Genomic DNA, 24,885 nt, shown 5'->3' with positions numbered 1-24,885 from the left:
GACTCTTTCCTTTCACATTATCGATAAATTCGGAAGTTATGGTTATAGGTTGTCGCTATTAATTTATAAGTTTTAGGTATGAATTCTAGCTATAACGTTTGGTTGGCATTACCAACAATCTCGTCATTATTAACATCACTAGTACTATTAATATCACTGAATAGGCAACGCATAGCGGGTATCATCATAGTGCTCGGTTGCAGGCTGAGATACCAAAAACCCACCCTGCCCTAAGCCGCCAAAGCTGCTCTCTGATAATGACAAAGGGCTTATATATTGCTTGTCCAGCTCCAATTGCATCTCGACCGCCAAGCAGACACCGCACCATTTACGAATAAAATCAATAATCACGCGATACATATCCCCTGCTGGTAACAGTCTTAAATAGCGTTTGGCATCCAACTGATGAAATACAATTCTAATTTTGCTATCGAACTGTACGGCCCGCGCGCCGCAAAATGCAGATACCCCAAGTGCAGCATGCTGCCCACCGAGGGCTGTCTGCTCGCTTGCTGGTAGATCAAACCATTCGGGCACGAATTGCTCGACACTGACGGTGCTGTTCAAAAAATGCGACAACACATGCGACAACTGGTCAGCGGTCAAACGCCCTGGGGCAATCATGCCAGCATAGGCAATCAAGCTATCGATTGCCGTTAGCTTCTTCGGCTGCCGTGCCAACGCTCGTAAGCTCAGCAGATAGCTGTCTTTTTTATTGTTTAACTCATACTGTAATGGCAAGTTGTAAAACCAGCTTGCTTGCACATACAAATCTGTCAAACGATGATTGAACAAATCTAAAAATGCTGGTGCTGCTTTATCTTTTGCATGATTGACCCGCGACGCCAGATGATCGGTATACATCGCGGGCAAGGCAGATAATGGGCCAGTCAGTCCAATAACTGCTGGGTAAACTTCTATCTGCCTAGCCTTTAATGAACTAACCTTTAATGAACCAGCCTCTAATTGACCATCTTTTACTGAACTGCCACCGTCTTCCATATGGTCTTGGGTAATGAGTGACATCGACTCAATCTCAGCCTGCGGATAGGCCAATGACAAGGAAGCACGATAACGCACTTCAATAGGCGCATGACCCATGCTGACTTCATGGCGAACCAAACGTAGCGCTTGCAATAACTCATAGGATTGCGGTGCGGCGATGAGGTCAGTTAAATAAGAGGACTGAGACCGCTGCGTGGTTGACATCTATATACCTCCTCTTTGGTCACGGCATCACTGATGGACACTTCAACAAAGCTATTTAAGCTGGCGTGATAGCCAAAAACATGCGCCAATAAATGGGCAAACTGGCGAATGCTGACCCCAGCGAAATTCTTTTGGTTAATTTGAATATCAATCAGCGTCCCGCGCACAAACCCCGGCTGCGGCAAACGCTGAATACGTCGAGCTTTGATACTGGTGGTGACGGAGACGATACCTTCGACCAAGAGTTTGTTAGAGGCAGATTGAGTAATATCATAGAGCGACAGATATTCTTTCATCAGCTCAGCATCTTGGGCAGCAAGCGATAAAAAGTTTAGGCTAATCAGCGATATCAAGCGCCAACGCTCCTCGCCGGTATATTCAAACCGAGCTGTTCGAGTCGGCTGCTTTAACAACGATAAACTACTAAAGCCCGTCATCCCTTCGCTAAACAAATCACCGCGGCTTTGACCGAATACCACTTGTGCAGGCAAGTCTCTATTGGTACATAACAAAGAGGCACTCATGCTCACTGCGCCTGACAAGTCTTCACGGTTTTTTTCTACAAACATAATCTGATATTCAAAACCTTGCTTAAACTCAGCCATATCCTTGTCACGTTTGATATGATAATAACGACCGTCATCTTGTTGCTCATAGTGATTGAGCGCATAAAATGGATGGTATTCACGCTGTAGCAAACGATTGTCGCTTTGTTTGGACTCTATGACTTTATTGACCTCATAGATTTCATGCTGAAACAGCGCGCGGGTATCGGGTACCAAATCATAATAGATAGAACGATGGGTGACTTGGATGGGCTTGGCGGCGGCTTTGAATAAATTAACCACAGGCGTGCAAAATAGTTTAATACTGCTGGCACTCAGTTGCTGCAGGTTTTTTAGCCGAATGGTATTTTTTTTATCAAACTTAAAATAACAGCGAATCTCAAAGCCAGTACTATCAATTTTTAAATCAGGGCAAGTACGACCAAGATTGAGGCGTAAAAAGTTGAATTTCTCTGGAAAATAAAAGTATTCTTTTAATAAAGCAGAGGCCGCATTACTGACTCGATGACTGGGGAGAATTTGCTGCTCAGGATCAAAGCCTATAATCTCAAACGGACTGCCCATTATCTTATTGACTTGCCTACCATGCAGATGCGTTTGCTTAATATCACATCCTAGTAGATCCCACAGACTGGTGCCCTGACTGGCGTCTTCATCTATATACAAATCTAATGGATGATTTAATAATGCTTGATAATCAAAGCTCGAATTAAGCGCTTTAAACTTAATGCTAATGCAACCGTTAAGCAGTCCATGCTGATTGTCATACACTTCTTGGCGTGTCTCAAAGTCGACGCTGTCTATCTGTAGCGGCAGCAAGGTCACGTCTTGGGTTGACTGAAATTGACAAGGCGTGCCATTTATTTTTTGGCTGGCAAACGTGCTTTGCTTGCGGACTAGGACCGCCTCATTCATTGCATTGCCCTGTATGCCTAGATTAAACTGCGCGATAGAGACAGATGGAAAGGGCTTGAGATAATCGGGATAGACAACTTCCAATAAAGACTCGGTAAAATCAGCATACGAATCGTCCAGCTTCTTATTAATGCGTGCACTAATCAGCGAAAAAGCCTGTATCAGCCGCTCAATATGTGGATCATCTACCGTATCGTGTCCCATCAATAGCCGACTGGCTATTTTTGGATATTTTTTGGCAAACTCCTTTGACTGTTTATTAAACAGACTAAGCTCATGCTCAAAGTAAGGAAGTAGACTGTCCATAATGCCTCAATATATTTATCGCTGCCAACTGTGCAGATTGGACGATGATATCTTTTATTTTATTAAGTAACGCTGAGAGCTTGGCTCAAAGAATGCATCGAAACTGACCAGCTCTTGGGCAGGGTAAACTTTTAGTAAAGCTTCAATAGAAAAACACAGCTGATTGACATCGATGGCGCCAATATCTAACGATACGCGCACGTTTTTTAATCGTGTGTCTTGTTGCTCGACGGTTTGGGCGATTTGCCGACAGATATAATCACAATCAGCAGGATTGGCACTGCTTAATCCCACAAAGTCCAATATGCCAAAGTTCAATATCGATGAGCGCACATGTTGATAAGCTTGAAGCTTACTGGACAACACACAGCGCGTATTTAATAATGCCTCTAAGTCTTGTGCGACCGAAGATTTTAACTCATCAATATTGAGGCGGCGGACCACGAGTTCATGCGCCAAATGACGAGGCTGATCATCAAATAGCTGTTCGAACAGGTTTGGGCGAAAACCGACTTCTTTGGCAGATACCTTAGCAGCGTAATTCATCGATACGATCACTCCCATTTGAAAAAATAAAAAGAAAGGCCTAAATATAAACCTTTCTTTTTTGTCACAATAAATAGACAACACCTGAAACGATCTAGCTTAGGCGGTATAAGTAGCAGTGTTATTGGCTAGCGACCATTTCTTAGTGACAGCGCCTTTAGCAGTACCATCAATATCTTGCTGGGTGTAAGTCCACTCAACAGCAGCATACTTGATGCCAAACTTTTCGATTGGTACGCCTTCTGAACGTACAGTCGGCTCAACACTCGCGATAAGCGCATGCTTAAGCTTTACTTCAAGATATTTAACACGTTTATCACCGTTGGCACGATAAAAATCAACTTGGATTTCATCAAAAGTGTAGCCAGCAGAACAAGCTTCCCATAGCTTAGGGCTGGTTGAGTCCAAGTCCTTCATAAACGTCATGTCAGCGTGTTCACAACGCTCAGAAGTATGGCCACCAACGCTACTAGCTGTCGCTGATTTTGGCTGACGGATCAAATGATCCCAAGTATTTACTTCAAGCCAACCTTTATGCTCGCTATCACGAGACTCGCCATCAATTTTGTATTTGCCACGGAACTGAATATAAATATCTTTCATATCACATACCTTGTTTTGAGAAGTTTAAATTTAACGTTGGATTTTAATAAACGATCAGCTGTTGCTAGACTGCGGCAGTTGAGTGACCAGACGCAAAGAAACAGACAATTCGTCAAGTTGAAAGTGTGGTCTTAAAAATACCACTGACTTGTAGACTCCAGGCTTGCCCGGTACTTCTACAACTTGTACAGAAGCTTCGCGCAGTGGGTACTGGGCTTTTGCTTCTTGTGAGGCTCCGTCATCTAGCAACACATAACGAGAAATCCAGTCATTTAAAAACGACTCAACGTTACCAGGCGCTAAGAAACTACCAACCTTATCGCGCATCATCGCTTTTAGATAATGAGCAATACGTGACACTGCCATGATATATTGCAGCTGAGTTGACAGCACCGCATTGGCATTCGCATCATCGTTTTGGTATGTTTTGGCTTTTTGCACGGATTGCGCACCAAAGAAGGCCGCATAATTGGTATTTTTGCAATGGACTAACGGAATGAAACCCAAATCACTCAGCTCTTTTTCACGGCGATCGGTAATAGAGATTTCCGTTGGACACTTCAGTGCCAAGTCCCCTTCATCTGTCTTAAAGGTATGGACAGGTAAACCCTCTACCAAGCCGCCTCCCTCAACGCCACGAATAGCGGCACACCAACGATAATCAGAAAAAGCTGAGGTCAAACGTGAAGCAAAGGCATAAGCAGCATTTACCCATAGATAGTCGCTATGATCTGTACCTGATACTTCTTCGGTAAAGTTAAAACCTTCAACCACTGTGCCATCTTTAGGATCATAAGGCAGACGACCTAAGAAACTAGGTACCGTCAGTGCGACGTAGCGCGCATCTTCTGACTGTCTAAACGCACGCCAGCGTATGTACTCAGCCGTTTCAAATATTTTTGATAAATCACGAGGACGACCAATATCAGTGAACGAATCAAGCCCAAACATCTCAGCAGATGCTGCCGATACAAAGGGTGCATGGGAAGCCGCAGCGACATGAGACAATTGCTCAAGTAGATACATATCTGAGTTTTGGCGGGTAAATTCAAAATCACCGACGATAGCGGCGTACGGCTCACCGCCGAAGCTACCAAACTCTTCTTCGTAGATTTTTTTGAACAAGGTGCTTTGATCAAAATCGATGGAAGACTGAAAGTCTTTGGTTAGCTCACGTTTATTGGTATTCATCATGCGGATTTTTAGCATGGATTCCGACGGTGTTTGACTACATAGATAATGTAGGCCACGCCAGCTAGACTCCAACTTTTGAAATTCAGGCGCGTGCATGACTGTTGTCAACTGTTTAGATATCAGCGCGTCAATCTGGGCAATACGAGCGTCAATCGATGCGGCTAAGTTATCTGATAACGTCACTGTACCTTGCATGACTTCATTGGCCAGCTCTGCGATTTGCGACATCGCACGATTTTTTTCATCATCGGATTTGGCAACGTTACTTTTATTGACGATTTCTTCGAGTAAGTCATAGCTTTCGCTATTTAACGAATCAGTTGCTATATGCTGCTGGGCTTGGGCATTCATCGTTTAATCCTCACCGTCAGTTTGATTTTGTTCTGCCATTTTTTTGACTTGTTCAGTATTTTTGAGCACATCGTCCAATAAGTCTTCAAGCTTTTCATTGGCCGATATCTTGTTGCGTAAATCTGCTAAGCGATCTCGTGCTTGTACCAATTTTTTTAACGGCTCAATCTGAGCAGCCACAGATTCTGGACGAAAATCATCGATACGATTGAATGCTAAATCAACCGCAAACTCGCCACCTTTATCGCTCAGGTCATTTTTCACTCGGAAAGTCGCACGCGGTGCTAGACCTGACATTACCTCGTCAAAAGTATCCAAATCCACTTCGACAAACTTTTTGTCTTTAAAGCGCGGTTGTTCAAGCTTAGAATCTCCTGAGAACTCTCCTAGCACGCCGACTACAAAGGGGATTTCCTTCGTTTCAATCGAATCGCCAACCTCGACGTCATAAGTAAGATGCACCCGAGGCGCACGTACTTTTGCGAGTTTCTTTTGCACACTGTCTTGCTTTGCCATAATAAGTTACCTCAGCAGTTTCTGGTTTCAACGTAATATACTGAATGGATCAGTGGATTTGGCGTTGCTGTTTCTGGATGATGGTGGTTTAGCCGGTTTGTTCACAGGCTTCGCTTTTGGTACTGGTCGTGGCGGTTGTTTTACTGCTGCTTTTCTTTTAGGAGGAGTCGCCTTTTTAGCAGGAGTGGCTTGTTTTTTTACAGAGGCACGGCGCTGGGCTTTTGATTTGCTTGTTGTTTTATTGTTTCTAGACTTTACAACTGGTGCAGGTGGTTTTGGCAAAGACTCATCGTAATTAAAACCGTAGATTTCACCATAGATTTTACTAAGAGCGTACTGATACTGTTTTAAAAACTCTCCATCGACCTCATCCGTCAAATAATCTGATTGCAATTGGCTTTGGGAGACAATAGCGCTGCTATTTAGCAGTATCTTTTTCAGCTTAGCAGTATTTTGACCCAGATCAATTGCCTCACTGGCTGCATAGACAGCATAATCATGATAGCCATTGTTATAGTAAATCTGCGCCAGAATCTCCCATGCTAAAGAATCATTTGGATTGCTATCTAGCCTCTGATTGAGATCTGTAATCAATTGATGCAGTTGCACTGACTGCGCATCAGCACTCTTGAGCGCAGCAAATTGATTGATGATGCTAGCGCCTGGATCTTTTTCTTGTATCACAAGCTCACTATGCGCTGCACTCATCGCTGAGCCCATAATAAACAAACCCACCAAGAGCGCTTTAGGTAGCTTAAAACTGACTTTTATACTGCTGTTTATACTGGTCATCGTAAGTCGTTGCTCGCCATTATTAGTATGAGATAAATGCATTTGTCTGCCCAAAATTGTTTTAATTAGACGTATTAATTAGGCTTGTAATATCAGTTAATGTGTCTTTAAACATTGTCTTATCACCGCTATCCATCAATGCATCGTCGTGATAAGCATCAATATTGCTCTCCATCACTTTGACTGCTGAGAGCATCGCAATCTGACGCGCGTCGACCATTTCGTTGTCAATACTAAGAGCTTCGTTCGCCGCTCTTAACGCCCGTGCATAGCGTTTCGCTTCATAGTTACTTTTAGCGATAGTCATCCACGCCTCAACATCACTTTGATTGGCATTACTCATCTCAGTGGCGTCAGACAGGTACGCGAGTGACGGCTCACTTAACTGTTTGACTATTGGTTGACTGTCTGTATTTTGCTGGCTTTCCTTGGTGGTCGTGCTACAGCCAGTTGTCAACAAAGAAGCGGTAAGCACAACAGATAGCAGACCTGCAGTTGTAAGTTTATTGTCTATAAGCTTGGTACGATAAATGTGGTTCATAAGCGCAGTATCATCACTAAAAGTATAAAGAGAAAACATCTAAAAACACTATTAATAGAACTAAAGTTCTTTATTTTTTAAAAATAATTGAGATTGATTATACATATACTTGACAATATTTCAATAAACTCTATAATTTTCTTAGTAAATAATTCAGTAATCTCTCTCTTCTAGCCATTTCCTTGGTATAAAATAAGCAGTCATGGTACCTCTATTATGCCTTCTCAGACCGCTCGTCTACATAAAATAGCCATTGATACTAGTATTTTAACTAAAAACGCCTTTTATCCTATCGCATTTTCTATGGTAAGTGGTGTTAATCGAGCTGACAACATTGAAATACTTTTGTTTGTTAATAATATTTTGCATTCGGACGATTGTTTATTATTAATCGACTCCCCTATATGCTTAACCACATTATCCGCTGATCGTACTTCTAGCGGTCGTACTGGGCGGATAAGAGGGATAAAGTATCAGCAGTCGGATGGGGCGATGCATTTCTATACTTTAGATATCGTTAGCCCTGATTGGCAGTTGACCCAGTCGATACATACCCGTTGTTTTATCAATCAATCGACGCTCGATATCGTGACCACTATCCTTGGCGACTATGATGTGCAATGGCAGGTGTCTGAGTCCCTTTTATCATCAGACAATGCATCGTCAGAGCACTTATATATACCGTTACCAATGCGTACCCAATCGGACGTCAGTGACTATGAGTTCATCACTGGACTGCTTGCTGATATTGGAGTGTCTACCTTGTGGGTATCAGGGGATTCTGTTGATGAACTTGGTACGTGGTGGCTGGTCAGTGACTTAGATGAAAGTGAGCTATTGCCACTAAGCTACCGCTACGCGCAATCCTCGGTACAGTCAGGTCAAGACAGTGTGAATGCGCTACAGATGAGTGCTCGGCAACTTGGTAGTCATACGGTTATAGTACGGGCAGATGGTTTGGCAGCCGATACAATCTATGAAGGTCAAGCGGTAGATGAATCACCGTTAACGACGGATGACAGCACTGTATTAATTGCTTCCCCTTCTCGAGTGCATAGTGATGACGCTGCCGTGCAATTGGCACAGCAATGGGTGTCTGCAAATCGCTGTCAACGCGAAATCTATCAAGCGACTGGTGCCATGCGTGGCCTCATGATTGGTAGTCCTGTGAGTATTAACAATTTACCATCTATTGGCAGCGTATCGACTCACTGTATAGCGGTAACGACAATCGGTATCGAGCCTGATAACGATAGCGTCTCGTATCATCATCAAGTATTCATCAAAGAGTGGTTACAGCACACTGCTCAGCATATGCAGTGCCAGACAACAAACGCCATTCATCTGTCTATACCTGATCATGGCTACGATATTGCCAGAGATACTGGGGTTTGGGTCTCAGCCACTTTATTAGAAGCCACTATTCCCTACACCCCTTATCCCAGTTCTTTGTCCTTTGCCAGTAGCACCTATACAGGACTCACTCAAGCGCGTACTGGTGACACAATTTTATCAGCCTCTCCTAGCTATGACTCAAGTGTCAGCACTGACAACCTACAACAAACCATGACCACGCCCGTTTGGTCAGGTATCAGCCCTCATGATGACGGCATTACCCTGCCTCTTCGTAGTCTGCAACTGTCATCGGGTGCGTCGCATGGCTGGCAGTTCGCCCCGCGGTTGGGACAGTCAGTACTCCTTAACCATTGGTACGGTGATATCGATAGTCCGGTAATTAGCCGTGCACTGTTCGACGGTATTGGTATGGGCGATGTCGATGACAAAGACATCACCACTCGTGATAGCGGACTATCGAATAAACACAACTTACAAGGCGGATCTTCTCCTAGATGGCATGGTGGTGGCCTCGGTCATTCGCAAATCAATGACGATGATGGACACAGTGGCTGGCTATCAGGTATTGCCCAGTATGGATTGAGTTCTGATTCTGAGGTGAGCCTAAGCTTTGATGATACGCCAGGCAAAGTTGGACTGCAGTGGACGATGAATAGTGGTACGCGAGCAAATGCTGAGACGCCAACTATTACAGACAAAGCTACCTTTGCCCCTGGTGAGCATGTATTAGAGCTTGGCATACTGCGTCATCGTTATAGCAACCATCAATCATCAACCAGTGGCCAAGGGATCAATCTGGCAAGCGACCATGGCTTGCAAATCACCGGCGAGTCAGGCGTACTGCTCTCTACTTTCGGATTAAGACACACACAAGGCGAGCATGAGTCAGCATGGGTCAATGATGCAGGACAACGTCAACTAAAACTGGGCACTGAGCTGAGTGAGACCTTCAAAGAGGCCAAGCAGGCACATTTGCAATCAACGGCAGCACTTAGTAATGCCAACCAAACGATAGAAGCCTTTAAAACCAGTGCCCAAATCATCGATGAGACGCTAAATACGGAAGTGTTAGGCGCAGCCGATGTGATGCTGGTCAGTAAAGACAGCATCCTTGCCTCTGCTAATAATACGTTATGGACAGCGAAAACTATCGTCAGACAATCAGGCAGCACCCAGTCGGATGTGGTGGCAGGTAATTATATGCTGACGGCAAATACGATTGACACGCTTTCAGGGGTGGGTGGTCAAGCCGATCAGTCAGGGTTACATATCAGTGCCAATAGAGAGCCACTAGCAATACAAGTCCAAGGCGGTGAGCTGCAATTGCACTCTCAGCAAGGTATGACGATTGGTAGTGAATCGAGACAAGTCAATCTGTCGAGTCCGAAGCGCATTAAACTGCAAACGAGTGGTGGTGCGTCCATCACAATCGATGATAGTGGGATTAAGTTGGTGTGCCCGGGGACGATTAAGATAAAGGCGGTGAAGAAGGCGTTGGTGAGTGGGGCTAGATGTGACTATATACCACCAGAAGACCCCTATAATGAGATGTATATAATCAAAGATACATTAGGCAACCCTGTGGAAGGCTATGCTTATAAAATTGAGACGTCCGAAGGTAAAGTGTATCGCGGGGTGACTAATGAGAGGGGTGAGACGATACGTATTGGTTCAGGAATGCGAAAAGTTGATCTCACATTTAGCGAAGATGTTGATGAGGATGATGAGTAATGGCTAATCCCACTAATGATACGAAAAACTCTTTTGTTCCAAAAGAAGTAGACATCAAAACAGTAAACCTATTCTTTGATGGCACAAAGAACAATCTATACAACACCGATACCTATAAAGGTTTTTCTACGAAAAAGAAAAAAAAGCATAATGAAGATGAGACCAGCTACTCGAATGCTTATTCCAATGTAGCTTGGATGTTTTACCGTAAGGCTAGCAGCAACGGTCAATTTTGGATCTATATGGAAGGGATTGGAACTGTCAGAGGCGATGAAGACGATGAAATGCTAGGTTTTGCGTTTGGTGATGGAGATACTGGTGTGGTTGAACGAGCCAAACAAGCATTTGGGGAAATAGAAAAAGAGGTAGGAAGAAAGCCCAATATACTTTACATTAACGTCTTTGGTTTTAGTCGCGGAGCAGCTACAGCCCGTCATTTTATCCATTTAGCCAAATCAAACCCTAAACTTTTCAAAAAGTGGAAATTATCAAAAAACCAAATTCGCTTTAAATTCGTTGGTTTATTTGACACAGTCTCTTCCTATCAATACGTAAGTTTACGATCTGGCTTACTAAGTGGATTGATACCCGCTATACAGGCTGTCAACCATAATTTTGACAATGATGTAGCAGAGCTAAAGCTGGACTTTCGAGACTTAGATGCCAATGATAAAAAAATTACTAAAGTTTTCCATATTATAGCCGCAGATGAGTATCGCGAGAACTTTTCAGTAACCAATATTAGATCGGCGATTAATGGTAGCTTTGGCTACGAAGTAGTAATGAATGGGGCACATGCCGATGTTGGTGGTGCCTACCCTGATAATACTAAAGGTAAAAAATATGATATTGAAGAAGAAGATGTGACTCTAAAAGCTTGGTTAATAACTAAAGGATTTTATAAAACCGATCAAATAAAGCTAATCAAGCGAACTATTGGGAGTAATTACTATCAAGCTGAACGTACCAATGCTGTCTATTACGACATACACAAAGTCTCTTTAAACATGACGGCTCGCATGGCGGTAACCTATGGCAGTATGAATTTTAACTCAGCATTAAGTGCTTATTATAGTAATTTAAGACCGGGAGTTAGGCAACTGATGGGTAGATTGCCAGATAAAGTCATAAAAGGTGTTAAATGGGGAGGTCGTCTAAACCTGAGTCTAGTAGAAAATAAGACAACCAAGGGATTTAGAAGTAACTATGTACACTGGTCAGCCAAATATGTTAAAGGTTCCGCAACAGCTGACTTGGGTTTTGGTTTAAGACGAACAAGAGATGGTGAAGGCGTGCCTTCTAGAAAAATAATAAATGGCTGATACTAATAGCTGTAAATTTAACGATTGAGTTCAAACAATAATGTTATCCAAATGCTCTACAACAACAAAACTTATAATGATTGCTATCTTTGCATTATCATCGATAGCATTTGCGTGGCTATATAAGGAAAAAATGATGAGAGATAATAAAGTGGTCGACTGGGGGGCTCATGTCTCAGACGCAGACTATACCCTATACAAACAAGACAATCTGAGCAATAGAGTCAGTTTACAAAAGTCAGATAAAATACGCAGTTATAGTACCAGTTTTTATTTAGCGGACGGTACTTGGTTACGCTCACTACACGGTAGTGGAGATACTTGGGGCTATGGCAGCGCGCCACTAGGAGGCAATGAGTTCGAGCAGCCATTGCCAGACAAAGTACGGGTCACATATTTGGATGAAGTAGCTAATCAGTACTATCAAGGTGATTACATGCTACCCACTGAGAAAATATATGCACTGATGACCAGCACCAATAGAAAGAAGATCGATAGTAACCCAGGGTCCGATAGTGCTGATAAAAACTATTATGCCATAGAGCTTGGCTTCGCCCCCAATGGCTGGGTAATCATCTTTGTTACTGGATGGTCTGGACGTAAAGAAATTGCGTCATTTCAGGCTACTCCTATCGAGCCTGACCCAAAAACGATTCAAGGCGACCCCATATCTAGCGGTGATGATAGCCTCCTTATCGACTACGAATTTTACTTAAAAAATAAAGATGTTAGGAAAAATGAAAGCCTCGAAGCGTTCAAAAATAAAAGTCCTAAAGCCTACGAAAAATGGCGATCAGGCGAATGGGTTATCTCATCTGACTGGTATAAAAAAATGCAGACCAAATATCCTTGGAATCTATCTGTAAGTATAGATGGGCAGGAATGGAATGGTGAGTACTATGCTGAATTTGCCAATACCGAAAGATTTGCAGTACTCGATGATCAGTTTGAGACATACCATAAAATGCTGAAAGCGGTACCGACTAAAATCAGTACGTGGGCCACTGACCCAGATACTGGCGATCGTATCGAGGTCGAAGTGCATCTATTTCCTAGACCACAATGGGCAGCTCAAGGTACCAACAAAGCCTCCTATCGACCTTACTACCAAGACCCTAATCTAAATTGTTTCTTCAAATACTTTGAAAACTTGTATCCTAAACGCTCGCTTGCAACTAATGAACAATCTACTAATGCAGATGCGTTTGCAGCGCTCAAGCTAGACTTTGATAAGGATTTAGTCTTGAAAGAAGCTTACTTGCAAAAGGGCAATCAAAAAATATCAATTGAGGGCGCTTATCAGTTCTCACGTGCGCCAATAGACCCAGAAGAAGGTCAATATATTGCTAAGCGAGGTTATCCTCTATTTATTACTGAACCAAATGTAGAAGACTTAAGCGATCCTGCTTTTGTGGATATTGATTGAGTTTAATAGTAGTGATGTCTAAATGGTCTACAACGACAAAACTTATATTGATCGCTATGTTTGCATTGCTATCGGCAGCATTTGTGTGGCGTTATGATAGTCGATACTGAGCTATGCTGAAGAAACTTCTGGGAATCCCATAGGTAAAACAGGTAAGACAGGCAATGTAGATAAAAGACTAACAAAAGGTCATCATCTTCATTTTGAGGTGCGTACTACTCCTAACAGAGTAGGTGGACGAATTAATCCTTACACGATCGAAGAGTTAAAAACTCTTAACAAATCTCCGAGCAAATCTTCACAGAGGTAGTACTATGAGAACGATTTTTTTAACAGCTTTTTTCTTTCTTTTAGTTGGTTGTACAGATGTTGCCACAGATAGTGTAGCGTCGTCTATTAGTTCCTCCGATAAAGGAGTAAATAATTCTTCAAAGAGCATAGTCTCATCTGTTAGTACGTCCGATGAAGAAACAAATAATTCTTTTATCTTACCAAAGGGGTTTGTTGTAGAAAAAACTGTTCGTGAAGATTTCGACAACAACCTAATAGATGACTATATATATCTTGCTTACTCTGAAGAGCTATCAGATTTTAGAGAATTTTGGGTTCAAGACAATGGTCAACTATTTCTCACATTGAGTGACCTGCCTAGCCAGAACCATCACCTTTTTATAGATGTGGATAATGACAACCAAAAAGAACTAATTAGTATAAGAGGTTACGAAGACGGCAGTGATGCACAAATTGCAAAAATAAATTTTAATAAGAAATCGTTAGATACACTATTTTATTTTAATCCTATTATTTATAGTAACGATAAATATTATTGGGGTTACGCATGGGACATTGATAGTCTCATAATCAATAATCAGAAAGAAATTTATAGCTCATATACTTATATTGAAAGAGATGATGATTATGCGATGGCTGAAAATCAAGTGAACTTGCCTATTCTAATATTCTCTCCAAACAAAGTTTTCGAACCTTTAATTGAGCATAAAATTCAAACTGTAAAGTATCGCCCTACAGAAAAAATAGTAGAGTTTAGTATGAATAACGATGTGCAGTAGAAAAATAAGATGAACTTTAATTTAATTTTTTTAACATATAGTACACATTAATTAAAATTAATAATATGCTCCCATAGAAAGAGATGATAGCGTCTCTTATCATCATCAAGTATTTATCAAGGAATGGTTACAGCACACTGCTCAGAACATGCAGCGCCAGACAACAAACGCCATTCATCTGTCTATACCTGATCATGGCTTTGACATCGCTCGCGATACTGGGGTTTGGGTCTCAGCCACTTTACTTGACGCTGCTATCCCCTACACCCCTTATCCCAGTTCTTTGTCCTTTGCTAGTAGTACCTATATGGGACTGACCCAAGCGCGTACCGGTGACACCAGTTTATCAGCCTCTCCTAGCTACGACTCAAGTGTCAGCACTGACAACCTACAACAAACCATTACTACGCCCGTTTGGTCAGGTATCAGCCCTCATGATGACGGCATTACCCTGCCTCTTCGTAGTCTGCAACTGTCATCGGGTGCGTCGCATGGCTGGCAGTTCGCCCCGCGGTTGGGACAGTCAGTACTCCTTAACCATTGGTACGGTGATATCGATAGTCCGGTAATTAGCCGTGCACTGTTCGACGGTATTGGTATGGGCGATGTCGATGACAAAGACATCACCACTCGTGATAGCGGACTATCGAATAAACACAACTTACAAGGCGGATCTTCTCCTAGATGGCATGGTGGTGGCCTCGGTCATTCGCAAATCAATGACGATGATGGACACAGTGGCTGGCTATCAGGTATTGCCCAGTATGGATTGAGTTCTGATTCTGAGGTGAGCCTAAGCTTTGATGATACGCCAGGCAAAGTTGGACTGCAGTGGACGATGAATAGTGGTACGCGAGCAAATGCTGAGACGCCAACTATTACAGACAAAGCTACCTTTGCCCCTGGTGAGCATGTATTAGAGCTTGGCATACTGCGTCATCGTTATAGCAACCATCAATCATCAACCAGTGGCCAAGGGATCAATCTGGCAAGCGACCATGGCTTGCAAATCACCGGCGAGTCAGGCGTACTGCTCTCTACTTTCGGATTAAGACACACACAAGGCGAGCATGAGTCAGCATGGGTCAATGATGCAGGACAACGTCAACTAAAACTGGGCACTGAGCTGAGTGAAACGCTTCTCGATGCCAAGCAGGCGCACTTGCAATCCACGGCAGCACTTAGTAATGCCAACCAAACGATAGAGGCCTTTAAAACCAGCGCTCAAATTATAGATGAGACGCTAAATACGGAAGTATTGGGCGCAGCCGATGTGATGCTGGTCAGTAAAGACAGTATCCTTGCCTCTGCTAATAATACGTTATGGACAGCGAAAACTATCGTCAGACAATCAGGCAGCACCCAGTCGGATGTGGTGGCAGGTAATTATATGCTGACGGCAAATACGATTGACACGCTTTCAGGGGTGGGTGGTCAAGCCGATCAGTCAGGCTTACATATCAGTGCCAATACCAAACCTGTGGCGATACAGGCACAAGGCGGTGAGTTGCAATTGCACAGCCAGCAAGGTATGACGATTGGTAGTGAGTCGGGACAATTAAATATCTCCAGTCCGAGGCGCATTAAGCTGCAAACGTCAGCAGGGGCATCACTGACGATAGATGACAGCGGTATTAAGATGGTGTGCCCGGGGACGATTAAAGTTAAGGCGGTGAAGAAGAGTCTTGTATCAGGAGCAAGGGCTAATTATTCATTACCAATGATGCCTAAGACGATTCCGCTGTTCAGTAATAAGCTAGATGTTTATGATTTGTTTTATCAGCACAATTTTGAGGATATTGAGTTTCAAATACTGCGCCCTGATGGGCAGCTTATTGAAGGTGTACTCGATGAGCACGGGCGTACCGCGCCAGTTATTAGTGATAAAGAAGAAGATATTGAAGCCTATGTGAGCTTTAAAGATACCAACTGGGGCGTATCGTATATTTCTGAAGAGGAAGATGTGAATGATTTAGCTTTAGAGCAGACTGACGAACTAGATTTAAACAAAGTCTTTGAAGCAATTGTAAAAGAGGAAGGCTTCTACAATCACATGTACCTTGATAGCGCCGAACCTAAGAGCCTTGTAACTGTAGGCTATGGCAAAATGCTGTCGTCTGTGGATGAAGCGACAAAATATCCTTTTTATATCGGTAATGTATCAGCAACCGATGCTCAAATAAAACAATCGTGGCGTACGGTTTACAATTCGGTTCAGGGTAGAAACAATAATCGAGCATCTTACTTTGAATCTTTGACAACAATTCGTATGACAGAAGAAGATGCAAAAGCAATAACACTCGCTCATATTCAGGGTAATTTGGACTCTGCACGACAAGCTTTTCCAGAATTCGATGATTATCCAATCACAGCTCAAGAAGCTATCTTAGATATGGCTTATAACTTAGGCATATCTAGCGCTGGGGTGTCAAAATTCCCTAGTTTTAATAGATGTATTAAGAATAAAGATTTTGCATCTGCTGCTGCTGAATCGAATAGACCACAACTTCGCAATTCTAGAAATATGCACGTAAGAGAGCTTTTATTGCTAGCCGATCAACAACAGAAATCGAGACAGTAAATGAAAAAGAAATTAATGATACTTCCTGCATTATGTTTATTAATCTTTGGATCAGGATGTATGAAAATACAACCTGACAATACCAAAGCTACTAATGCTTCTGTCCGCCTAGAGAACTATTCGTCCTTAAATCTAGATAATAATGGACTAGAAAATGACCCTATTTATGATCTTGACAATCTCACTGCTGGATTCGTTGCACCTGTAAAACAAAATGATCAGTTGATTTTTATTGATACATTTATTGATGGTGAATTTAAAGATATCAATTATTTAGGTAAAAACATCACAATTAAAAACTGTAATGACCTGCTAGCTCACGATCTTAGAGAGACAACAAACATTGCAAATAGTGACCGTAATATATTATTAACAAGAAAAAGGTCTTGTCTTTTAGTAAAAAAAATTACGGGCGATTCAAGTATTTTAGCATTGGCTAATCACTACGAAAATAGTGATTTTATACCAATAGTAGAAAAAAATTAAAAAAAATATTGGCTAGCATCCCTTCTAAAGTTTCTGAAAATAGAGAAGTCAATTGTTCTATTGATCAATATCATAATATTGCGTGCTTAGACAAACAAGAACCTAAAGAATATTCCTTATATATCAACCAAGTAGCTATCGTTGATGATAAAGATTACTACTTCATCACGGTCAATACCTCAGTACCAACTTACTATTACTTGACAACCATAGAGGGTGAAAAAATAGATAGTCAGTGGATCTACTATTAACGACTATCTAATTTACACTACTGATTTAAAAAACTTATCCATTATAGATTTACCAATTAATTTTTTATAAAAAACTCGCAGGAGTCTGACGCGTGAGTAAGACTAAAATCATACTATTTAGGCTAAAGTTTATAGACCTTTACAAAGTACCATTGGAAGGTTTATATCATATAGTAACGATAAATGGACGAACCGCTTGTTCAGGCGCATCTATAGAAGGAGGATATACCGTATGGATATCAAAACCTGCAGGGACTCGCTTTAACGTATCTATTAAAGATCCTCGTAATGGTTCAATGATCGATATTATAAAAGACCTCATAGTACCTATCAAGAAAACGACATTAGAAGCGCAGGCTCCTTTTGCAAAGCACAAATTTAAACTTAAAATGTTCGAAGGGTCTACAGGAGACTATTTAAGAAAAACTCACGAAGTTGAATCTAAAGAAACTTTATCTTCTATTGCCAAAGTATATGGAATACAGTGGCAGCAAATAGCCCAACTTAATAGTTTAAAAGAGCCTTACAAAATACGACCAAAGGACATTTTAAAATTACCACCCACAAAAGCAAGGCAAAAAACCTCCACAGATTCAAGCCCCCAAAATAGCTCTAAAGATGGTGACTTATCACTAAAAACTGAACATACCGTAGGAAAAAATGAAACGCTTTCAGGTATATCAGAAAGAAGTGGGGTATCGGTTGCAGATTTAAAACGACTCAATGGCATAACAGACCCGAGAACGCTACAAGCTGGGCAGGCTATCAAGCTGCGTAACAGTGGTTCAGCCCGCCCACCTGTTGCTCAACCAACAACGAAGCCCTCGACTTCTTCTAACTCTCCTAACAATAAGGAAAAAGGACTACTTGATAGAGCGAAGGACGCTGTTCAAGAAATGGCTGAAAATCTAAAAGAAGGGTTTGAAGATTTTAATGATGCTGTTAGTGGTACTAAAGAGGGAGAATCAGCTGATGGTTCTCGTTCTTTTCCAAGTAAATCAACCCAAAGAAAGAATAAGGAAGAATCTGATAACTCTAACTCTGCTAATTCATCACAATCTAAGCAACCATCAAATCCTATTGAAACTCAATCAAAAAATGATAGGGGACAGACAGGAACCCCTAAGGTTGATGTGACAAAATTAGGTGATTGTAGTTGCAATAGAGATTTAAGTCTTGGTGAATTTGAGGATATGATTCGTCAGCTATCAGGTAAAAGTGAAATAGAACTCTTTGATCATAAAAATTGCACACTTAACACTGTCGAAAGAAATACTAAAAGCTTGCTAACTGAAGTGAACCAAATATTTAAGAAATATGGAATTAGTACTTGTATTCGAAGGATTCACTTTTTAGCGCAACTTTACCATGAATCTGCAGGCTTCTCTACAACCACAGAGTTTTCAGATGGAACTCAGTATAACCCTGGTAGACATCCAAATGCCATTGAGTATGGTAATACTACAATGGGCGACGGACCTAGATATAGAGGGCGAGGATTAATACAGATCACTTGGAAGAATAATTATAAACTATATAAAAGTTACTCAAGCAAAGATGTAGTGAGTAATTTTGAGTCAATAAGTAAATCACTCGCACTTTCTTGTGACGTTTCTGGTTGGTTTTGGAAACAAGGCAAATCTTTATCTTCGAGCGCTCGCTGGACAGGGCCAAGTGTTCGACCTAGTTACCTAAAAGATCAATCTATTGATTATCCTAAACAGCGTATAGAAGAGGAAAGTGCAACGTATGGAGCAGTAGATATGAATCTAGTTGCAGATGATGACAATATCATTTTAATCACATATCTAATAAATGGAGGAGATAACGGCATTGATCATAGAAAAAAATGTGTCAAAACCCTAAAGTCGTTTTTTGAATATCCTTCCAAATGTGTAAGTACGGGTGTACAAAAACCTGTCGTTCAAGTAAGTAATAGTAATATCGCCCCATGGATGAATGTTGCTATTCGTGAAGGTAAAGAATGGTATGGTAAAACAGAGGATGTCATTGATGATACAGATAGCTATTTTAGATTGATAAACTTTCTTGATCGTTCATATGATGAGATGACAAATAGAAGGAATGCGTGGTGTGCTGCTTTTGTTAGTTATTGTTTGCAAGAATCAAAGTTTACTAAAGTAAGCGGTACTGGTGATGATTACGATGTTATACGAGCAAATGGATTTAGATTAGATACGGTAAATTTTAAAAAAATTGATAAACCAGTATATGGTGCTATCGCAGTTATTGGAAAAAGTCATGTAGGTTTAGTTCTTGGTACTGTCAATAATATAGAGTTTTATCGTTTAGGAGGCAACCAATCTGACAAAATTACTATAGATATTCGAACAATTAGTTCTCATGCATTTTATGTACCGACTACTTATTACCAAACTGCAATCAATCAAGATAGGGCAGAAATTCGAAGCGAGTCTGATATGAAAGCGTTGCGTATTAGTTGGGTAGGTAGAGATAAAGGGTCGACAACTTAAGCTAAGTGAGTCATTCAGATGATTAAATTCGTATTTATAGCTCTTGTTTTGACATTTCCAATAATCGGCAATACATCTACGTCAAGACAAGTGCTTCAAAGTAGTTCAGATATCACAGCAATCTCTGATATATTTGACAATGATGTATTAATAGATTGTCGCTTTCGCTCGCCATTGTTTATAGATCTCTATATGTCTAATAATAAAAGTGAAGAAAAAAGGCTTGTTGGTGATGTACTGTATATAGATAACTCTGAGAGAGTTAATTTGAAGCCAAGCATTACAACAGGTACTAAAACTTTAAAAATTTCAGGCATAAAAGCTATGAAGAACTTTAAACGTAAAACTAGTGATTATAACGAATTTGTATGGAGCGTGGATATAGACGTACATAAAGATGATATTCATATTCTAAGATTTGCTAAGTTCGAAACAGATGATTTGATAAGAGGATTAGAATATAGTGGTTACTACTATATCATTAAAGGATTACCTAACATTAATATAGCTAAACTCAAAAATTTAAATAATAATAATAAGGAGTTAGAAAATATTAAAATAGAAAAAACAGAAGGTGACAATACTAGAGTTAGATGCATATTCTAAGGATTTGTACATAAAAATATTTATTCAATATCTACTGCTGTAGAAAAATTATCATATTGCTATATATGAAATAGAGGTTTCTAAAATGCCAATAAACCACAAAAAGTACTTACTGTTATTTGGACTTACCTTAATGATTAGTGCATGTAAAGAAAATTCAACCTTAATCAACGACACTCAAACCCCCGTTCTGAATCTAGTTCATGATATTCAACCGAATAGTTTTGAAAATGAAAGACAAATTTCAGATATTAAAGATGATGAAGATAATAAAGATGTATCGTCTAATAAAACTGAGCAACTAATTCAAGTTAACAGTCAGAAATTCATATTTAATGGCCCACTATCTTTGCAGGAAATCGAAAAGGATTTGGTAAAAAATCAGTTTAAAATATTTACTCTTGATGTTACTGCAGATGGCATAGATGATTTAGTGATTAGTCGTATCAATGATACTAGCGGTAATTTAAACCTGCATCAAGGTGATGAGCTTTATATTCTTATTGGAGACAAGAGCGGTAAATATAAATTAAGCTTAAGTACTTCCAATCATACCGATGATGGAGGATTCTTTCTTAGCAATATTATACCGAGATCTAATGGTAAAGGATTTATTCTATCTACCTACTTCAGTAGTAGAGGCTACCCTTTTAAAGATTACTATTTCATAGGAAATAATAACCAATGGCAGATTAAAGAAGTGGTAATCAAAGGATACCTAGGTGAAGATCAGTTCTATTGCCACCACCCACAAAGTTATGTTGTGAACAGCTCTTCATCTGCTCTTTCAGAAGACAGTATGTCTGACGAAGATATCTCCATAGAATGCCCCTACCCTTCAACTAAGTTTAGGGTCAAAGCAGACACAGCAGAAATACTTGATGAGAATTTTAAATCTAGATTTCCACCGAACTATTATATCAAAGGCGATGCTATTGAAACTTTTGATCAAAATGAAGACTGGGTAAAAGTTTCATATAAAAATGGTACTAAATTTGGTTGGATTGACAAGCGTGATTTGACACCTGTTTCAGACTAATCCTAATAGGGTTAAATCAAATGAAAAACACTCTAAAAATATTTTTCTTAATTGCGCCTATACTAACTATTAGTTGCACAAGCAGTATCGCTGAAAAAGTAGATACGGAAAGTTTGACAAAGTCTAAATACGAAAATAGTAATATTGAACTCAATAAATCATATAAAAAGATAAACGAATATTCTTCGAGCACACTTAAAAAAAATATAAAGAATAGTCAAGTTGATTGGTTGCAGTATAGAGCTAAAGCTTGCAATACTCCCAACTTAGATCATCCCAATAATGTTAAAAGTACAGAGTGTTTCACGGCAGAGAATAGCAAACGTATTGTTCAGCTTGAAAATAACTATAAAATACTTAAAGACATAATAAATACTTCATTCAGGTCTCTTGATTTTGATGATAACAAAAATTATTCTCTTGACTTCCAAATTTATTGCTTATGTGATGTTTCTATCCCTTATATTGACACTAAGAAAAACAAGCTTCTAGCATCTACTAGCTGTGAAAATAACGAATCTGGTCAAATAATAGAAGACGAAATTATAAGCCTTACTTTCGATGAAATAGGACGCTTAGAAGTTACAGCTATTAATCCTTACGGCTCAAAATATAAAACAGCTTTTGAACATAAAGTAGATGATATCTATATTATAGTAATTGAAGGAAAATGGGGTTCAATTAAAGATCTAAACTTGCCCGAGTTCGTTGCACCTAAAAATCAATCTAACATAGTCACAGAAGATATATGTGGTGATTTTAATGGGTGAAAATTTCTATAAAAACTATCATAGAGAGACTAAATATATTGGCTATTCTTTAGCATTATTTGTATTTCTAATCTTTGTCAATGGCTGTGAGAAAGAGCCAATCATAACAGGCAATAAACAAAACCCCTCTACAAATATAGCTGAAAATATTGAGCAGGATAATCTTAATAATGAGAATAAATCTTTGGTATTTGAGATCAATAGTAATATTAATAATGAATCAATTCAAACCAACGATAGTTATACTAAAGTCATTTTAGAGAAAGAAGCTGACTTAGATATGGACGGCGATAGCGATTTCATAAGCGTTGTAAAGCCTAAAGAACAAGACGATAGAAACTTTGATCTTGAAGTTTCCGTATATCGAATGGTCAATAAGGAAGTCTCTCTATGGCAACAAAACACGTTAATGTTTAAGGACCCAATCAATGGCTGCATGATGAACGGTTTGGAAGAGATCAGTACAAGCTCAGGTAAGTTTATTATTGAATATACGTCTTGCTACGATAACAAGTATGCTAAAAGGTTTGTGAGCTTTTCATATGACCCTCAGTCAGATGATTTTAAAGTGACTAAAAACATAATAAGCTTCTTTAACTCTGAATCGAATGAGATGAACCAAACGTTCAATTGCAAAGATAATGGATATTTGTTTTCATCTTACAATGATGATTGTGAGTGGTTGTAGCATTTTTTTGAATTTCTAGTAAGACCAAATCAAATGAAAAACACGCTAAAAACATTTTTTTACTAATAGTCCCAATCTCTGTCGTTGCTTGTAATGCACAATCAACTTCTTCAGAACATCAACCAAGCAATGAAGAAACGATAACCACGGCTGAAGTGAATAACATTAACAGCGACATTAACGCTAAGAAAAATATCGTTCTGTATATGAGAGCTCACGATTCATCGGGTCTTGAAAAATCCTCTAAGTCAGATGCCTATTATTATCGAGTTCTCATTAAGGAACTACCTAATAATCGTTACTTAGTGCAGGACTTTTTTATTTCTGGAGAAAAGTTTACCAATCCCTATATTTTGACAGATGGCAAGCTTGAATATACTGATAATGAGGACGTAGCTCATCCCAATAACTATTATTCAAAAGAAGGAGCAAGAATAGTATGGTTTGAGTCTGGTGACAAAAAAATAGAATCACACTATAAAAATAATAAGCCGACAGGAACTTGGATTGAGTACTTTGAAAATGGTCAGAAAAAAAGTGAGAACCATTATATTGACGGGGTCTTACAAGGAATATCTAAGGGATGGAATGAACAGGGTGATCTGACAGATGAATGCACTTATGATCAAGGTTTTAAAAATGGTCGTTGTTACGTTAAATACTCATTGTATCCTAATATTTATATTTACGACTTTAAATATAAATATGGCAAAAAAATTGGTATTTCTAAATCATGGAATATAGATGGCACCATTGAAGAATTCACATTTAATGGGTCGTTATCTTTGCAGGAAATCAAAAACGATTTAACAAAAGATCAATTTAAAATATTTACTCTTGATGTTACTGCAGATGGTATAGATGATTTAGTGATTAGTCGTATCAATGATAATGCTAATCTATATCAAGGTGACGAACTTTATGTTCTTATTGGAGACAAAGGTGGTAAATACAAATTGAGCTTGAATACGTCAAATTATGCCAGCGATGGAGGTTACTTTTTATACGATATATTACCTCGACCGAACTATAATGGTTTTATTCTTGGTACATATTTTTCAAGTAAAGGTCAACCAAACATTAATTACTACTTTACCTTTAAAAATAAGGATTGGTATGTTTCAACCACTACGATGGGTGGGTCTATGCCTAGTGGAGAATATTATTATTGTATTGATAGTAATCAGAAACATATAAAAGAATATACTAACAGTATGCCGCCTGCTCCTGATAATACTAAACCCTGTACCCCACCACCCACCAAGTACGTCGTCACGTCAGATAAGGCAGAAATATTGTCTGATACCTTTGAGTCTAGATCACCACCAAATTACTATATCCAAAAAAATACTATTGAAGCTGTTGATCAAAATGAGGACTGGGTACAAGTCTCTTATAAAAATGGCACTAGATTTGGCTGGATCGATAAACGTGATTTAACGCCTATTTCAGACTAAATTTTAATGAGAAAACAAAAACTAAATGAAAAATGCGCTAAAAACATTTCTTTGATTAGGGCGTGTTG

20 protein-coding genes are annotated in these 24,885 nt (G+C 39.8%); 12 read left to right on the top strand and 8 right to left on the bottom strand.

Going from position 1 to position 24,885, the window contains the following annotated elements; all coding sequences use genetic code 11:
* Positions 1-153 precede the first annotated feature (153 nt).
* The 8 genes from tssG to DABAL43B_RS05465 all read right to left on the bottom strand — a co-directional run bounded on the left by tssG (position 154) and on the right by DABAL43B_RS05465 (position 7,539).
* On the bottom strand, positions 154-1,209 hold the full coding sequence (gene tssG, locus DABAL43B_RS05500) for a type VI secretion system baseplate subunit TssG (RefSeq protein WP_079691440.1): 1,056 nt from the start codon (positions 1,207-1,209) through the stop codon (positions 154-156).
* On the bottom strand, positions 1,173-2,996 hold the full coding sequence (gene tssF, locus DABAL43B_RS05495) for a type VI secretion system baseplate subunit TssF (RefSeq protein WP_079691439.1): 1,824 nt from the start codon (positions 2,994-2,996) through the stop codon (positions 1,173-1,175). Before tssF ends, tssG begins: the two co-directional genes overlap by 37 nt.
* Positions 2,997-3,050: 54 nt before the next feature.
* Positions 3,051-3,542 (bottom strand): type VI secretion system baseplate subunit TssE, encoded by a 492-nt coding sequence (gene tssE, locus DABAL43B_RS05490; RefSeq protein WP_171996326.1) that lies wholly within the window; start codon positions 3,540-3,542, stop codon positions 3,051-3,053.
* A gap of 99 nt (positions 3,543-3,641) precedes the next feature.
* Positions 3,642-4,145: an Hcp family type VI secretion system effector gene (locus tag DABAL43B_RS05485; RefSeq protein WP_079691437.1), complete on the bottom strand. Its 504-nt coding sequence runs from the start codon at positions 4,143-4,145 to the stop codon at positions 3,642-3,644.
* A 54-nt stretch (positions 4,146-4,199) separates the two neighbouring features.
* A complete protein-coding gene (tssC, locus tag DABAL43B_RS05480) occupies positions 4,200-5,690 on the bottom strand; it encodes a type VI secretion system contractile sheath large subunit (RefSeq protein ID WP_079691436.1) in 1,491 nt (496 codons plus the stop codon).
* Between the two features lie 3 nt (positions 5,691-5,693).
* Positions 5,694-6,206, bottom strand: a complete 513-nt coding sequence (gene tssB / locus DABAL43B_RS05475; protein ID WP_079691435.1) for a type VI secretion system contractile sheath small subunit — start codon at positions 6,204-6,206, stop codon at positions 5,694-5,696.
* 27 nt (positions 6,207-6,233) lie between these two features.
* On the bottom strand, positions 6,234-7,040 hold the full coding sequence (locus tag DABAL43B_RS05470; protein WP_079691434.1) for a tetratricopeptide repeat protein: 807 nt from the start codon (positions 7,038-7,040) through the stop codon (positions 6,234-6,236).
* Positions 7,041-7,059: 19 nt separating this feature from the next.
* The gene (locus tag DABAL43B_RS05465; RefSeq protein WP_145952503.1) at positions 7,060-7,539 is read right to left on the bottom strand and encodes a tetratricopeptide repeat protein; all 480 of its coding nucleotides are present in this window, start codon (positions 7,537-7,539) and stop codon (positions 7,060-7,062) included.
* A 216-nt stretch (positions 7,540-7,755) separates the two neighbouring features.
* On the opposite strand from DABAL43B_RS05465, the gene DABAL43B_RS05460 reads away from it, so the two are divergent.
* The 12 genes from DABAL43B_RS05460 to DABAL43B_RS05405 all read left to right on the top strand — a co-directional run bounded on the left by DABAL43B_RS05460 (position 7,756) and on the right by DABAL43B_RS05405 (position 24,817).
* On the top strand, positions 7,756-10,626 hold the full coding sequence (locus DABAL43B_RS05460) for a contractile injection system protein, VgrG/Pvc8 family (protein ID WP_079691432.1): 2,871 nt from the start codon (positions 7,756-7,758) through the stop codon (positions 10,624-10,626).
* Positions 10,626-11,948: a T6SS phospholipase effector Tle1-like catalytic domain-containing protein gene (locus DABAL43B_RS05455; RefSeq protein WP_079691431.1), complete on the top strand. Its 1,323-nt coding sequence runs from the start codon at positions 10,626-10,628 to the stop codon at positions 11,946-11,948. Before DABAL43B_RS05460 ends, DABAL43B_RS05455 begins: the two co-directional genes overlap by 1 nt.
* Before the next feature lie 136 nt (positions 11,949-12,084).
* The gene (locus DABAL43B_RS05450; RefSeq protein WP_171996325.1) at positions 12,085-13,374 is read left to right on the top strand and encodes a DUF2931 family protein; all 1,290 of its coding nucleotides are present in this window, start codon (positions 12,085-12,087) and stop codon (positions 13,372-13,374) included.
* Positions 13,375-13,688: 314 nt separating this feature from the next.
* Entirely contained in the window at positions 13,689-14,444 is a 756-nt protein-coding gene (locus DABAL43B_RS05445; RefSeq protein ID WP_079691429.1) for a hypothetical protein, read from the top strand.
* 148 nt (positions 14,445-14,592) lie between these two features.
* On the top strand, positions 14,593-17,025 hold the full coding sequence (locus tag DABAL43B_RS05440) for a DUF2345 domain-containing protein (protein ID WP_079691428.1): 2,433 nt from the start codon (positions 14,593-14,595) through the stop codon (positions 17,023-17,025).
* The gene (locus DABAL43B_RS05435) at positions 17,026-17,511 is read left to right on the top strand and encodes a hypothetical protein (RefSeq protein WP_079691427.1); all 486 of its coding nucleotides are present in this window, start codon (positions 17,026-17,028) and stop codon (positions 17,509-17,511) included.
* 343 nt (positions 17,512-17,854) lie between these two features.
* A complete protein-coding gene (locus DABAL43B_RS05430) occupies positions 17,855-20,257 on the top strand; it encodes a LysM peptidoglycan-binding domain-containing protein (protein ID WP_079691426.1) in 2,403 nt (800 codons plus the stop codon).
* Between the two features lie 192 nt (positions 20,258-20,449).
* Positions 20,450-20,863, top strand: a complete 414-nt coding sequence (locus tag DABAL43B_RS05425) for a hypothetical protein (RefSeq protein ID WP_145952502.1) — start codon at positions 20,450-20,452, stop codon at positions 20,861-20,863.
* A gap of 85 nt (positions 20,864-20,948) precedes the next feature.
* A complete protein-coding gene (locus tag DABAL43B_RS05420; protein ID WP_079691424.1) occupies positions 20,949-21,902 on the top strand; it encodes a GW dipeptide domain-containing protein in 954 nt (317 codons plus the stop codon).
* 20 nt (positions 21,903-21,922) lie between these two features.
* Positions 21,923-22,672: a lysozyme inhibitor LprI family protein gene (locus DABAL43B_RS05415; protein ID WP_079691423.1), complete on the top strand. Its 750-nt coding sequence runs from the start codon at positions 21,923-21,925 to the stop codon at positions 22,670-22,672.
* The gene (locus DABAL43B_RS05410) at positions 22,665-23,360 is read left to right on the top strand and encodes a hypothetical protein (protein WP_079691422.1); all 696 of its coding nucleotides are present in this window, start codon (positions 22,665-22,667) and stop codon (positions 23,358-23,360) included. Before DABAL43B_RS05415 ends, DABAL43B_RS05410 begins: the two co-directional genes overlap by 8 nt.
* A 155-nt stretch (positions 23,361-23,515) precedes the next feature.
* Positions 23,516-24,817 carry a toxin-antitoxin system YwqK family antitoxin gene (locus tag DABAL43B_RS05405; protein WP_145952501.1) on the top strand — a complete coding sequence of 434 codons (1,302 nt, stop codon included), beginning with the start codon at positions 23,516-23,518 and terminating at the stop codon, positions 24,815-24,817.
* Positions 24,818-24,885 lie beyond the last annotated feature (68 nt).

Origin of the sequence: Psychrobacter sp. DAB_AL43B, from assembly GCF_900168255.1 — a bacterium.
Classification (GTDB): Bacteria; Pseudomonadota; Gammaproteobacteria; order Pseudomonadales; family Moraxellaceae; genus Psychrobacter.
The sequence above is the reverse complement of the archived record's forward strand: the minus strand, read 5'-3'. Positions and strand labels throughout refer to the sequence as shown.

Excerpts from the sequence above, each read along its gene's own strand:
- tssG (WP_079691440.1), bottom strand. The coding sequence starts at position 1,209 with ATGTCAACCACGCAGCGGTCTCAGTCCTCTTATTTAACTGACCTCATC.
- tssF (WP_079691439.1), bottom strand. The coding sequence starts at position 2,996 with ATGGACAGTCTACTTCCTTACTTTGAGCATGAGCTTAGTCTGTTTAAT.
- tssE (WP_171996326.1), bottom strand. The coding sequence starts at position 3,542 with ATGAATTACGCTGCTAAGGTATCTGCCAAAGAAGTCGGTTTTCGCCCA.
- DABAL43B_RS05485 (WP_079691437.1), bottom strand. The coding sequence starts at position 4,145 with ATGAAAGATATTTATATTCAGTTCCGTGGCAAATACAAAATTGATGGC.
- tssC (WP_079691436.1), bottom strand. The coding sequence starts at position 5,690 with ATGAATGCCCAAGCCCAGCAGCATATAGCAACTGATTCGTTAAATAGC.
- tssB (WP_079691435.1), bottom strand. The coding sequence starts at position 6,206 with ATGGCAAAGCAAGACAGTGTGCAAAAGAAACTCGCAAAAGTACGTGCG.
- DABAL43B_RS05470 (WP_079691434.1), bottom strand. The coding sequence starts at position 7,040 with ATGCATTTATCTCATACTAATAATGGCGAGCAACGACTTACGATGACC.
- DABAL43B_RS05465 (WP_145952503.1), bottom strand. The coding sequence starts at position 7,539 with ATGAACCACATTTATCGTACCAAGCTTATAGACAATAAACTTACAACT.
- DABAL43B_RS05460 (WP_079691432.1), top strand. The coding sequence starts at position 7,756 with ATGCCTTCTCAGACCGCTCGTCTACATAAAATAGCCATTGATACTAGT.
- DABAL43B_RS05455 (WP_079691431.1), top strand. The coding sequence starts at position 10,626 with ATGGCTAATCCCACTAATGATACGAAAAACTCTTTTGTTCCAAAAGAA.
- DABAL43B_RS05450 (WP_171996325.1), top strand. The coding sequence starts at position 12,085 with ATGAGAGATAATAAAGTGGTCGACTGGGGGGCTCATGTCTCAGACGCA.
- DABAL43B_RS05445 (WP_079691429.1), top strand. The coding sequence starts at position 13,689 with ATGAGAACGATTTTTTTAACAGCTTTTTTCTTTCTTTTAGTTGGTTGT.
- DABAL43B_RS05440 (WP_079691428.1), top strand. The coding sequence starts at position 14,593 with ATGCAGCGCCAGACAACAAACGCCATTCATCTGTCTATACCTGATCAT.
- DABAL43B_RS05435 (WP_079691427.1), top strand. The coding sequence starts at position 17,026 with ATGAAAAAGAAATTAATGATACTTCCTGCATTATGTTTATTAATCTTT.
- DABAL43B_RS05425 (WP_145952502.1), top strand. The coding sequence starts at position 20,450 with ATGTCTAATAATAAAAGTGAAGAAAAAAGGCTTGTTGGTGATGTACTG.
- DABAL43B_RS05420 (WP_079691424.1), top strand. The coding sequence starts at position 20,949 with ATGCCAATAAACCACAAAAAGTACTTACTGTTATTTGGACTTACCTTA.
- DABAL43B_RS05415 (WP_079691423.1), top strand. The coding sequence starts at position 21,923 with ATGAAAAACACTCTAAAAATATTTTTCTTAATTGCGCCTATACTAACT.
- DABAL43B_RS05410 (WP_079691422.1), top strand. The coding sequence starts at position 22,665 with ATGGGTGAAAATTTCTATAAAAACTATCATAGAGAGACTAAATATATT.